General features: G+C 55.1%; 13 protein-coding genes, 2 tRNA genes and 2 other RNA genes. 10 read left to right on the top strand and 7 right to left on the bottom strand.

The genetic code is table 11. The annotated features are described in order from the left end of the window. Positions 1–289 precede the first annotated feature (289 nt). Genes csgD through csgG form a run of 4 tightly spaced genes read left to right on the top strand, consistent with a single transcriptional unit; the run spans position 290 to position 2,631 of the window. The gene (gene csgD / locus IM271_RS13700) at positions 290–940 is read left to right on the top strand and encodes a biofilm master transcriptional regulator CsgD (protein ID WP_028012677.1); all 651 of its coding nucleotides are present in this window, start codon (positions 290–292) and stop codon (positions 938–940) included. A gap of 4 nt (positions 941–944) precedes the next feature. After that, positions 945–1,334, top strand: coding sequence for a curli production assembly/transport protein CsgE (gene csgE / locus IM271_RS13695; RefSeq protein ID WP_028012676.1), 390 nt, complete (start codon positions 945–947; stop codon positions 1,332–1,334). 23 nt (positions 1,335–1,357) lie between these two features. Continuing rightward, a complete protein-coding gene (gene csgF, locus IM271_RS13690) occupies positions 1,358–1,771 on the top strand; it encodes a curli production assembly/transport protein CsgF (RefSeq protein WP_028012675.1) in 414 nt (137 codons plus the stop codon). A 26-nt stretch (positions 1,772–1,797) separates the two neighbouring features. Then, positions 1,798–2,631, top strand: a complete 834-nt coding sequence (gene csgG, locus IM271_RS13685) for a curli production assembly/transport protein CsgG (RefSeq protein WP_047368272.1) — start codon at positions 1,798–1,800, stop codon at positions 2,629–2,631. Positions 2,632–2,675: 44 nt separating this feature from the next. On the opposite strand, the gene IM271_RS13680 is transcribed toward csgG, so the two are convergent. From IM271_RS13680 to ghrA, 4 genes are all read right to left on the bottom strand, one after another. After that, a complete protein-coding gene (locus IM271_RS13680; RefSeq protein WP_193052740.1) occupies positions 2,676–3,158 on the bottom strand; it encodes a DUF1097 domain-containing protein in 483 nt (160 codons plus the stop codon). A 96-nt stretch (positions 3,159–3,254) separates the two neighbouring features. Next, positions 3,255–3,809 (bottom strand): molecular chaperone, encoded by a 555-nt coding sequence (locus IM271_RS13675; protein WP_028012672.1) that lies wholly within the window; start codon positions 3,807–3,809, stop codon positions 3,255–3,257. Positions 3,810–3,829: 20 nt separating this feature from the next. Continuing rightward, the gene (locus IM271_RS13670; RefSeq protein WP_193052739.1) at positions 3,830–4,567 is read right to left on the bottom strand and encodes a phosphatase; all 738 of its coding nucleotides are present in this window, start codon (positions 4,565–4,567) and stop codon (positions 3,830–3,832) included. An 84-nt stretch (positions 4,568–4,651) separates the two neighbouring features. Beyond that, entirely contained in the window at positions 4,652–5,590 is a 939-nt protein-coding gene (gene ghrA, locus IM271_RS13665) for a glyoxylate/hydroxypyruvate reductase GhrA (protein ID WP_028012670.1), read from the bottom strand. A 232-nt stretch (positions 5,591–5,822) separates the two neighbouring features. Between ghrA and IM271_RS13660 the strand changes: the two genes are divergently transcribed. From IM271_RS13660 to IM271_RS13650, 3 genes are all read left to right on the top strand, one after another. Further along, positions 5,823–5,910, top strand: a tRNA-Ser gene (locus IM271_RS13660). A gap of 46 nt (positions 5,911–5,956) precedes the next feature. Beyond that, positions 5,957–6,092: non-coding RNA, RtT sRNA (locus IM271_RS13655), on the top strand. Positions 6,093–6,138: 46 nt separating this feature from the next. After that, a non-coding RNA gene (locus IM271_RS13650) (RtT sRNA) lies at positions 6,139–6,274 on the top strand. A gap of 244 nt (positions 6,275–6,518) precedes the next feature. Here the strand turns inward: IM271_RS13650 and IM271_RS13645 are convergent. Further along, complete coding sequence (locus IM271_RS13645; protein ID WP_028012669.1) at positions 6,519–7,424, bottom strand: LysR family transcriptional regulator; 906 nt, start codon at positions 7,422–7,424, stop codon at positions 6,519–6,521. Between the two features lie 109 nt (positions 7,425–7,533). Here IM271_RS13645 and IM271_RS13640 point away from each other — a divergent pair, with 109 nt between their 5' ends. From IM271_RS13640 to IM271_RS13630, 3 genes are all read left to right on the top strand, one after another. Continuing rightward, positions 7,534–8,394 (top strand): pirin family protein, encoded by an 861-nt coding sequence (locus IM271_RS13640; RefSeq protein WP_045261663.1) that lies wholly within the window; start codon positions 7,534–7,536, stop codon positions 8,392–8,394. Positions 8,395–8,414: 20 nt separating this feature from the next. After that, positions 8,415–9,092 (top strand): isochorismatase family protein, encoded by a 678-nt coding sequence (locus IM271_RS13635; protein ID WP_063153818.1) that lies wholly within the window; start codon positions 8,415–8,417, stop codon positions 9,090–9,092. Positions 9,093–9,229: 137 nt separating this feature from the next. Further along, positions 9,230–9,317 (top strand) — tRNA-Ser (locus tag IM271_RS13630). Between the two features lie 293 nt (positions 9,318–9,610). Here the strand turns inward: IM271_RS13630 and phoH are convergent. Then, positions 9,611–10,399, bottom strand: a complete 789-nt coding sequence (gene phoH, locus IM271_RS13625; RefSeq protein ID WP_024908976.1) for a phosphate starvation-inducible protein PhoH — start codon at positions 10,397–10,399, stop codon at positions 9,611–9,613. 499 nt (positions 10,400–10,898) lie between these two features. Next, positions 10,899–12,182 (bottom strand): iron uptake transporter deferrochelatase/peroxidase subunit, encoded by a 1,284-nt coding sequence (gene efeB, locus IM271_RS13620; RefSeq protein ID WP_047368267.1) that lies wholly within the window; start codon positions 12,180–12,182, stop codon positions 10,899–10,901. Positions 12,183–12,184: the final 2 nt, after the last annotated feature.

Genomic DNA, 12,184 nt, shown 5'->3' with positions numbered 1-12,184 from the left:
GCACAACTATTTCCATGTACAACTTTCTTATCAAATAACAACATTAAAAATCTGCAATCTTCACAAATTAATATTGATTTTTACATCTTGTTACATGATTAACACTTGCTTTAAAATTCGTAAAAGCTAGATTGAAATTAGATGTACGAAATTGGTTTTATATTTACCTCCCTGTGGAGGTTATGTTCTGATTCTACACACAGCAGTGCAACATCTGTCAGTACTTCTGGTGCCCTCTTCTTTACAGAGAGGGCGGCTGTCAGATGCCAAAAATAAGTGGGGTTTCATCATGTATAATGAAGTCCATAGTTTACATGGTCATACATTACTGTTGATCACAAAACCTTCTCTGCAAGCGACAGCTTTATTACAACATTTAAAGCAATCTCTATCACTGAACGGGAAATTGCATAATATTCAACGTTCTTTTGATGATATTGCGCCTGGCAGCATCATTCTGTTTGATATGATGGAAGCCGATAAAAAGCTTATCCATTACTGGCAAGATAACTTAAGCAGGAAAAACAATAATATCCGCGTGTTATTATTGAATACGCCTGATGAATATCCTTTCAGAGATATTGAAAGCTGGCCGCATATCAATGGCGTGTTCTACGTCACTGAAGAAGAAGTTCGGGTGGTAGATGGTCTGCAAGGCATATTGCGCGGCGAATGCTATTTCTCGCAAAAGCTGGCCAGCTACCTCATCACGCACTCCGGAAACTACCGCTATAACAGTTCGGAATCAGCGCTGCTCACCCACCGTGAGAAAGAGATCCTGAACAAATTACGCATTGGTGCTTCAAATATTGAAATCGCCCGTTCGTTATTTATCAGCGAAAATACGGTAAAGACGCACCTTTATAATCTTTTCAAGAAGATAGCTGTTAAAAACCGAACTCAGGCGGTTTCATGGGCAAACGATAACCTCAGGCGTTAATCACATGAAGCGCACGTTGAGTTGGATCGCCGCAGCGAGTCTCCTGCTCGCTGCTGGGAACCTGCAGGCCGTTGAGGTCGAAGTTCCCGGATTGTTAACTGACCACACTGTCTCATCGATTGGGCACAGTTTTTACCGGGCCTTCAGCGATAAATGGGACAGTCCTTACACGGGTAATTTAACAATCAACGAGCGGCCCAGTGCACGTTGGGGAAGCTGGATAACCATAACGGCCAATCAGGACGTTATTTATCAAACGTTTTTATTCCCCTCGAAAACAGACTTCGAAAAAAACGTAGCCTTAGCACTGGCTCAAACTGAAGACGCTATTAATCGCCTGCAAATAGATAAAGCCCTATTAAGCACCAGCGATTTAGCAAAAGATGAGTTCTAGCGAACCGATATGCGGAGGCTGTCATGCGTATTGCATATGCAGTTGTTTCGATCATGCTTATTGCTCCCCTGAGCTGGGCCGGAAATATGACCTTCCAGTTCCGTAACCCTAACTTTGGCGGTAACCCCAACAACGGTGCCTTTCTGCTGAATCAAGCTCAGGCACAAAACTCCTATAAAGATCCGAGCTTTCAGGATTTTACCGTTGATACCCCTTCCGCACTGGATAACTTCACCCAGGCTATCCAGTCGCAGATTTTAGGGGGATTGCTGACCAACATTAATACCGGCAAACCCGGCCGAATGATGACCAACGACTTTATCGTCGACATCGCCAACAGGGACGGACAGCTCCAGTTGAATGTGACCGATCGTAAAACCGGAAAAACTTCCACCATAGAGGTTTCCGGCCTGCAAAATAATTCAACTGACTTTTAAACAATAGCTAAATAAGGACAACGACCATGCAGCGCTTCCTGATATTTGTTGCAGTGTGCTTATTGAGCGGTTGTTTAACTGCTCCGCCTAAAGAAGCTGCAAAACCCACATTAATGCCGCGGGCCCAAAGTTACCGTGATTTAACCCATTTGCCTTCGCCAACGGGCAAGATATTTGTCTCGGTATACAACATTCAGGATGAAACCGGACAATTTAAGCCTTATCCGGCAAGTAACTTCTCCACCGCGGTGCCGCAAAGCGCCACCGCCATGCTGGTGACTGCACTTAAAGATTCGCACTGGTTTATTCCGCTGGAACGCCAGGGGCTTCAGAACCTGTTAAATGAACGAAAAATCATTCGTGCCGCGCAGGAGAATGGCACCGTTGCGGACAATAACCGGATGCCTCTGCAGTCTCTGGCCGCCGCAAACGTGATGATTGAAGGGTCGATTATCGGTTACGAGAGCAACGTGAAATCGGGTGGCGTGGGCGCGCGCTACTTCGGTATCGGCGCAGATACCCAGTACCAGCTCGACCAAATTGCGGTTAACCTGCGCGTCGTGAACGTCAGTACCGGTGAAGTGCTCTCTTCGGTCAACACCAGCAAAACGATTTTGTCTTATGAAGTTCAGGCTGGGGTATTCCGCTTCATCGATTACCAGCGCCTGCTGGAGGGAGAAATTGGCTACACCTCTAACGAACCGGTCATGATGTGTCTGATGTCAGCCATTGAAACCGGTGTGATCTTCTTAATCAACGATGGTATCGATCGCGGGCTGTGGGATCTGCAAAACAAAGCGGAGGTGCAGAACCCGATCCTGGTGAAATACCGTGATATGTCGGTGCCTCCGGAATCCTGACGGGCAGCGCATAAAAAAGGCGAGATGATTATCTCGCCTTTTTTTTATTCACTCACCGCGGTGATGTTTTGCGTTTTTTCCCGTCGCGCCGCCAGCCAAAGACCGCTGTTCTTCATGGCGTAGCCAAACAGCAGCCCCAGCGCCAGGGAAGGAACCACCAGCTTCCAGTCCCCCTGCCCGGCAAAGGTTGCGCAGGCCCCCATAAAGGTTCCCGGCACAAACGACAGCAGCAGATGCTTCGCCTGGATGCACATCAGGAAGGCGACGACACCCGTCATGACGTACCCCAGCATCTCCAGATGCGGCGCCAGCGCGCTGCCTTTCATGATGACCAGCGCCCAGATAACGCCGCTCATCAGCGTGCAGCCTGAGATAAAGAGCCCTTTCAGCCCGCCCTGAGGACAGGCGAAATAGGCCGTGCAGCCCAGGAAGCCAGCCCAGCTTAACAGACCGAAAGACACCGCTACCCATCCCCAAATACCGGAGAGGATGCCCGTCGTGATTGCAATACAAAGTAATATGTTCATGGCGCGCATCTTAGCAGAAGCGCGCCATAGAAATGCGATCAGAAGCACATTCCGTGCAAGTTGAAATGTATCGTTGCAGGATTTTTGTGATTTACATCACTCCTCGCTCTCTTCTTCCAGCTCGTCCCACATTGCTGCAATGGCGTCACGCGTCAGCGGGGCCAGCGTTCGCCAGAACGGAGAGGTGGCATGAGCTTCCACTTTACCCAGGAAGGTTCCCACCCACGGCAGCAGATACGTTTCGAAAAGAATCCCGATGGCTTCATTTTCATCGTCGCCAGCGTTGTCTTCGATCCAGGACGCGGCCAGCAGCAGCGTACCGATATGATCGGCTGGGGTATCGCTCAGCGGCATCCCGCGTTCTGAAAGGAATGCCCGCACTTCCGCTTCGGTCGCGCCTTCCTGCCAGGCGGAACGATACGGCGACACGCGGCACTCTTCGCCCACGAACAGAGCATTGTAGTCCGTTGAGATCTGCTGCATATCGCAGCTTTTCTGCAGGCGCTCCAGTAACTCATCCTGTTCCAGCGGCCAGTTCTGCGCCAGTTTACCTTCGCGAATCAGCGTAAACAGCGGCACCAGCAGCGGGTCCTGCGGCTGGCGGTAATACAGGGAGCCCAGCACGCGGCAAAGGATGGAAAATTCATTCATTGTTTTATTCCGTTATTCAATTAAAGATCGGCAAATTCATCAATCGGCGCCATGCCGCGCGACTCGAGGAAATCAAGCATACGACGCGGCGTGACGTTCAGGATGCGTTCTTCCGGGAAATCCACATCCTGCAATATTTTCAGGCACTCGCTAAAATCCCCCAGCGTGAAGGCCGTGTGCGAATCAGAGCCCAGCGCCACCATGCCACCCGCATCACGCACGGCGGCAGCCACTTCGCGACAGTTGGCTTCACTGCCTTTACGCGAGTGCACGAACGAGGAGTTGTTAATCTCCAGCGCCACGCGGTGTTTCGCCGCGACCTGCGCCACGGCCTGAATATCAATCGGGTATTTCGGATTGCCCGGATGGCTGATGATGTGCACATTGCCGCTGGCAATAGTGGCAATCATCGCCGCGGTATTGGTCTCTTTATCCTGCGGCGGGAAAACCGGCTCATGGAAACCGGCAAGGATCAGATCTAAGGAGGTCAGCATCGGGCCGGTACAGTCAATTTCCCCGTCGGTGTTTTTGATGTTCGCCTCAATGCCGCGCAGTATCCCAATGCCGTCCACCAGACGTGGCCAGATACGCATATTCACAAAATGCCAGTAGTGCGGCGCATCCGCCATATCCGGGCCGTGATCGGTTATCGCGAACAGCTTGATGCTCTTAAGCTTCGCCTGGGCAATATAATCATGGAGGTTGCTATACGCGTGGGTGCTGGCGACGGTGTGCATATGCAGGTCAACGGGATACATCTTTCTCTCCTCTGCGTTTTTTCCAAAGGATAGCAGTTATCAGCGGCGAATATTAGCAAAAACCCGGCGAACGCCGGGTTTCTCTCAGTAGCCGCGCTGTCGGTCGACCTGTCCGGTGACCGGGTTACCCTTCTCTATTTCACCGATCGTGTGCGAGATATAGGCCACTGCCTCGGCAGGTCGCGTCACGGCGGCAACGTGCGGAGTCATTGCCACGCGCGGGTGTCGCCACAGCGGGCTTTCCTCCGGCAGCGGCTCACGGCTGTAGACATCCAGCATGGCGCCTTTAAGCTTCCCGCTATCCAGCGCCTTCAGCAGATCCGGCTCGACCAGATGCACGCCGCGCGCCAGGTTCATCAGGTAGCTCTGGTCGTCCAGCTGGTTGAGCAGGCCTTCATTGATAATCCCCACCGTTTCCGCCGTATTGGGCAGCAGGTTAATCAGCACACGCGTGCCGTTCAGGAAGGCCGGAAGCTCATCCGTTCCGGCAAAGCTCTCAACGCCCGGATAGTCTTTACGGCTGCGGCTCCAGCAGCGCAGCGGGAAGCCCCACGGCGCGAGCGCTTCAGCCACTTTCGAACCCAGCACGCCTGCGCCGAGGATACCAACGGTAAACGCTTCGCGCGGATATTCAGGCAGCGGCTCCCAGCGGGATTGCTGCTTAAGCGCCTGATAGTCATCAAAGCGGCGGAACCAGTGCAGCACCTGGCTGACGGCATATTCCTGCATTTGCTGGCCCATACCGGTATCTTCCAGGCGGAACAGAGGAATATCTTCCGGCAGCATTTCAGGGTGTGCTTTCAGCTTGCTCAGAATGGAATCCACGCCGGCTCCGAGCGCGAACACGGCCTTCAGCTTACGGCCCTGGAGCATTTCTACCGGCGGATGCCAGACCAGCGCGTAGTCAGCATGTTCGTTATCGCCCCGCTTCCACTCACGAACGCGAGCGCCCGGCAGTGCCGCAGAAAGTGCCTTAATCCAGTAAGCCGTATCAAAAGTGGGGTGATAGAAGAGTATATCCATAGTCAATCCTGCCTTTTATTGCGCTGATTTATTTTGCTTTTTAACTGGATGGTCAGCATAGCAAATTTGTTGCGTGATCGTGTTGTTGATAAAAAAGACGCTTTCAGCACATTTAAGAATCATGTTGCCTGAAGTTTGTCTAAACGCGCTAAATTACTGAAAAAGTGGGTTGACGGCAGTTCGGCTTTTCCTTACATTAGCGCCCGTCCCAGCAACAACGGGATGACAATATGGTGAGGTGTCCGAGTGGCTGAAGGAGCACGCCTGGAAAGTGTGTATACGGCAACGTATCGGGGGTTCGAATCCCCCCCTCACCGCCATATTTGAAGAAGAGCTCGCATGAAAATGCGGGCTTTTTTTGCGCATATTGCACGCCTGTGGGGGGGATGAGAACCCCCGACCGGGGTTCGACAACTGGCGCAGCCAGTTGGACAGACTGAGAGCGAAGCGAACAGGCTGCCCGAAGGGCGAGCGAAGCGAGTCAATCCCCCCCTCACCGCCATATTTGAAGAAGAGCTCGCATGAAAATGCGGGCTTTTTTTGCGCATATTGCACGCCTGTGGGGGGGATGAGAACCCCCGACCGGGGTTCGACAACTGGCGCAGCCAGTTGGACAGACTGAGAGCGAAGCGAACAGGCTGCCCGAAGGGCGAGCGAAGCGAGTCAATCCCCCCCTCACCGCCATATTTTAAGAAGAGCTCGCATGAAAATGCGGGCTTTTTTTTCGCATATTGCACGCCTGTGGGGGGGATGAGAACCCCCGACCGGGGTTCGACAACTGGCGCAGCCAGTTGGACAGACTGAGAGCGAAGCGAACAGGCTGCCCGCAGGGCGAGCGAAGCGAGTCAATCCCCCCCGGTGCTATATTCAGCTCGGTACAGCCTGAGCGCCTCACCCTAACCCTCTCCCCAAAGCGGCGAGGGGATCGTTACTCCTCCACCATCCGCGCATACTCTTCAGTAAGAAAATCCACCAGCGTTCTGACGGACGGCAGCAAACCTCGCCTCGAAGGATAAACAGCGTGAATCACTTCCCGTCGGGGTTCCCATGCGTCCAGCACCCTTACCAGTTCCCCGGATGCCAGCTGATCCTTGACCATCAAAATCGGCAGCTGCACCACGCCCACCCCCGCCATCGCCGCTTCACGCAGCGCCAGCATGTCGGTGGTAATAAAGCGCGGCGTGTAATGAATCGCGGCTTTCGCTCCCTCCGGCCCGCTCAGCTCCCATCTGTGCAGCTGCTTTCCCACCCCCATGCTCAAACCCGGCCACTCGCTCAGCTCAGAGGGCACGGCAGGGTGACCCATCCGCTCAATCAGCGCAGGGCTCGCCACCAGGCAGTGTCCCCTGTCTGCCAGCACTCTTAACACCAGGTCGCTGTCATCAAACGGACGTGGACGAACGCGGATCGCCACGTCAATACCCTCGCCCACCAGATCGACCCGTCGGTTGGTGGCCTCAAGCTGAAGATTGATCCCCGGATAGCGCGCCATAAACCGTGCCAGCATGGGACCCACATGCACGTGCAGCAAGGTGACCGGACAGGTGATCCTGACCACGCCGCGTGGCTCGGCCTGCAACGCCGCCACCGCCTCTTCCGCAGCTTCGGCCTCTACCAGCATGGCTTTACAGTGCTGATAGAACGTCTGCCCCACTTCCGTCACCGTAAACTGCCGGGTGGTGCGCTGGATCAACCGCACGCCAAGGCGCTCTTCCAGCTGGGCAATCCGGCGGCTCAGTTTTGACTTGGGCTGATCGAGCGCCCGACCCGCCGCCGCAAATCCACCATGGTCCACCACCTTCACAAACCACGCGAAATCATTGAGATCCTGCATACGCCCTCATCGTTTCATATTCAGAACAGTGAATGTCATTTTCACTATCTACCGGGATATTAACCCTGAATATAAGCTAATTACATCAACAGAACATCAGGAGTACATCATGAAAAACGTAACAGGCGTTTATACCGCACCTCGTCCGCACTGGGTCGGTGACGGTTTCCCGGTTCGTTCAATGTTTTCTTACCAGACGCACGGCGAGCCGCTGAGCCCGTTTCTGCTGCTGGACTATGCCGGACCGTACACCTTCCCGGCGGACGGCGCGAAACGCGGCGTGGGCGAGCATCCTCATCGCGGCTTTGAAACGGTGACCATCGTTTACGCCGGCGAAGTGGAGCATCGCGACTCCACCGGCAGAGGCGGCGTTATTGGCCCCGGCGACGTGCAGTGGATGACGGCGGGCGCAGGCATCCTGCACGAGGAGTTCCACTCCAGCGCCTTCGCGCAGAAAGGCGGTGAACTAAAAATGATGCAGCTGTGGGTCAACCTGCCCGCCAAAGACAAAATGGCGACGCCCGGCTACCAGAGCATCACCAAAGCGGATATCCCGGTGGTCACGCTGCCGGATAACAGCGGCACGCTGCGGGTCATCGCCGGTCGCCTTGAGGACGTGACGGGCCCGGCCCATACCTTCTCACCGCTGAACGTCTGGGACATCGCGCTTAACCAGGGCAGCCATCTGACGCTCAACCAGCCCGAAGGCTGGAGCACGGCGCTGGTGGTACTTGAGGGCAGCGTAACGGTGAACGGCACCACGCCAGCGGGTGAAGCGCAGCTGGTTGTGCTAAGTCAGAGCGGTGAAAAGCTGCATCTGGAAGCGAACAGCGACGCGAAATTGCTGCTGATGGCCGGTGAGCCGCTGAATGAACCGATTGTGGGCTACGGCCCGTTTGTGATGAACAGTAAAACCGAGATCGCGGAAGCCATTCGTGATTTCAACTCCGGCCGCTTTGGCCAGATCTGAACGTAATTAAGGAGCGCAATATGTCTACCCCTGCAAACTTCAACGGTGAACGTCCCGTCATTGACGTAAATGATGCCGTCATGCTGCTTATCGACCACCAGAGCGGCCTGTTCCAGACCGTCGGCGACATGCCCATGCCGGAGCTGCGCGCCCGTGCGGCGGCGCTGGCAAAGATCGCCACGCTGGCGAAGATCCCGGTGATCACCACCGCCTCCGTTCCACAGGGACCGAACGGCCCGCTTATCCCGGAGATCCACGCCAACGCGCCGCATGCGCAGTATGTGGCCCGCAAAGGTGAGATCAACGCCTGGGATAACCCGGAATTCGTGGCGGCGGTAAAAGCTACCGGTCGCAAGACGTTAATTATTGCAGGTACGATCACCAGCGTCTGCATGGCCTTCCCGTCCATCAGCGCGGTAGCGGACGGATATAAAGTGTTTGCAGTGATTGATGCCTCCGGCACCTACAGCAAAATGGCGCAGGAGATCACCCTGGCCCGCGTGGTCCAGGCAGGCGTGGTGCCGATGGATACCGCCGCTGTGGCCTCTGAGATCCAGCGAACCTGGAACCGTAAAGATGCGGCTGAATGGGCTGAGGTATACACCCACATCTTCCCGGCCTACCAGCTGCTGATCGAAAGCTACGGCAAAGCGCAGGAGGTGGTGAAAAACAGCGAAGTGCTCGATTCGCAGCGTTAATCCTGCGCTGTACGACATAAGCTGATTAAGGCTTAACCGAACAAGCACGAATGCAGAAAATCTGCTTGACCGCTTTCGCGCAACTCCCTATAGTAGCGCCCCGTTGCCCCCCAAGCGGTCAGGCAGCAAAACAATATGGTGAGGTGTCCGAGTGGCTGAAGGAGCACGCCTGGAAAGTGTGTATACGGCAACGTATCGGGGGTTCGAATCCCCCCCTCACCGCCATATTTTAAGAAGAGCTCGCATGAAAATGCGGGCTTTTTTTTCGCATATTGCACGCCTGTGGGGGGATGAGAACCCCCGACCGGGGTTCGACAACTGGCGCAGCCAGTTGGACAGACTGTGAGCAAAGCGAACAGGCTGCCCGTAGGGCGAGCGAAGCGAGTCAATCCCCCCCGGTGCTATATTCAGCTCGGTGCGGCCTGAGACCCTCACCCTAACCCTCTCCCCAGGGGAGAGGGAATAAATTGCACATAAAACAAAGCCCGGTTTCCCGGGCCTTGAACACAACAGCACACTCAGTAATACGCTTGCAGCGTGCGCTGACAGAGCGCCGAGCGCACGCAGTCCTCTTTGGTGAAACGAACCACCCCAATCATCTCATCTTCCTCAAAACGTGACATGGCGTCGCTGAGGCCGGACTTCACGCCCGACGGCAGGTCACACTGGGTAATATCGCCGTTGACGATAACCGTCACGTTCTCCCCGAGGCGCGTTAAAAACATCTTCATTTGCGCAGCGGTCACGTTCTGAGCCTCGTCGAGAATAACGACCGCATTTTCAAATGTACGTCCGCGCATATAGGCGAACGGCGCGATTTCCACCTTGCCAATCTCTGGTCGCAGGCAGTACTGCATAAAGGATGCACCCAGTCGCTTCACCAGCACGTCATAGACGGGCCTGAAGTACGGAGCAAACTTCTCCGAAATATCGCCGGGCAGGAAGCCGAGATCTTCATCAGCTTGCAGTACAGGACGGGTAACAATAATGCGCTCCACGTCCTTATGGATCAGCGCTTCCGCTGCTTTGGCTGCACTGATCCAGGTTTTCCCGCATCCGGCTTCACCGGTTGCAAAGATGAGCTGTTTACTCTCGATAGCATTCAGGTAGTGCGCCTGAGCCTCATTGCGCGCCACAATTGGAGAATTATCACGGCTGTCTCTGGCCATGCCAATTGCTTCTACGCCACTCATCTGCACAAGCGAGGTGACCGATTCTTCTTCACGTTGTTTATGGCTACGTGAGTCCCGTCTCAGCACACGTTTTGCTTCGCGACGAGCTTTGATCACTGCTTTTTGTCTTCCCATGGATAGCACCTTGAGTTGTTGGTATTCATCACACGCGCCAGCTTCGGCACGATTATGCGCACGAACATCAGAGGGTTGGCTTCCTTGTAAGCCATTGCTTGCTTTATCAGATGACGATACAGAACGGCTACGCGCACCGGTCTGCACGTCGGTCGAATCAGATTCTTGAGGTGTGGGGGAGAATTTAGTGGTGAGGAAATCGCTGCCGGAGTCTGAGCCTCCGCGCCGGGTGCTGCGGTTGTTATGTTTACCTTGTCCGGTACAGGACGCAACCATTCGCGATCTCCATAGTGATTCAGCATCACTGCCGGGAACTACCGCTGTCTTATCTTAAGTACATCAGGAGTTATCATAAGTGCAACATTTATTTTACCTGAATGCAACTTTTAAGACTGTTCCTGCAGCGGAATCAGTCTTATATATGAATATTACAGAAATATAACAATAAGATAGTCATATGAAAAAATAATGTCCCCGCGAACTATCGCAGGGACAATTATCAGGCTTCCATCAGACCTTGTGCGAGATACGCGCCAGCATCGCGCGCGCCGGGCAGGGCAAAGAAATAGCCGCCGCCGATGGGCTTAATGTACTCTTCCAGCGCTTCGCCGTTTAACCGCTTCTGCACGGTCAGGAAGCCTTTCTCCAGATCGTGCTGATAGCAGACGAACAGTAGCCCCATATCAAGCTGGCCGGAATTGGTCACGCCCAGCGAATAGCTGTAGCCACGGCGCATCATCAGGCTGGACTGCGTCTCTTTGGTGCGCGGGTTGGCAAGGCGAATATGGCTGTCGAGCGCGATAACGTCGCCATCCGGGTCGTTCGCGTAGTCCGGCACATCATGCTCGTGCTTCATGCCCAGCGGCGCCCCGCTCTGCTTGTCGCGGCCAAAAATCGTCTGCTGCTCTTTCAACGGCGTGCGGTCCCAGAACTCCACGTGGAACTGAATAATACGCACAGCCTGGTAGCTGCCGCCCACCGCCCATGCGGGTTCCCCCTGATCTGCCGTCACCCACACCACGTCTTTCATCAGCGCCGCATCGCTGCTGTCCGGGTTGGCCGTGCCGTCCTTAAAGCCCAGCAGGTTAACCGGCGTCTCTTTGCCTTTGCTGCGGGCGGCGTGGTCAGAGATAAACCCTTCCCGCTTCCAGCGCACGCTCAGCAGATCCGGCGTGTGCTTGATGATATCGCGCAGGGCGTGGATCACCGTGTCCTGGGTATTGGCACAAATCTGCAGGAGCAGATCGCCGTGGCACAGCGCCGCGTCGAGGGAGTCATTCGGGAAGCGCGTCATCTTCTGCAGCGCGTTCGGCTTCTGTTTTGCCAGGCCGTAGCGGCCGTCAAACAGCGACTCCCCTACCGACACGGTAATGGTCAGGTTATCCGGCGCGATAAACGCCCCGAGGATACCGGAATCCATCGGCGGCAGGCGCGGGTTCGGCGTATCCGGTGCCGGCCCGCCCGCGGTAAGAAACGCGATGCGCGCCGTCAGCAGGCGGAACAGACGCTCCAGATCCGCCTTATCGCTGGCCAGCGAATCAAAGGCCACCAGCATCATGGAAGCTTGCTGCGGCGTGAGAATACCCGCCTGGTGCGCGCCATAAAACGGCTGGGTCTCCATCCGGGCATCCGGCGAGAGCGTACCGGGCGCGCTCTGCGATTTCGCCGCATGCGCCACCGGGCAACCTCCTGCCAGGGCAAACGCGCCGCCCAGCGCCCCTACCCCTTTTAACAACCGACGTCGGGAAGGTTCCGCCACGTCGAATTCTTCGTGCTTGTTCATCG

The organism is Enterobacter cloacae complex sp. I3, from assembly GCF_014896175.1.
GTDB lineage: Bacteria > Pseudomonadota > Gammaproteobacteria > Enterobacterales > Enterobacteriaceae > Enterobacter > Enterobacter bugandensis.
This window is presented reverse-complemented; position numbering and strand designations above follow the sequence as displayed.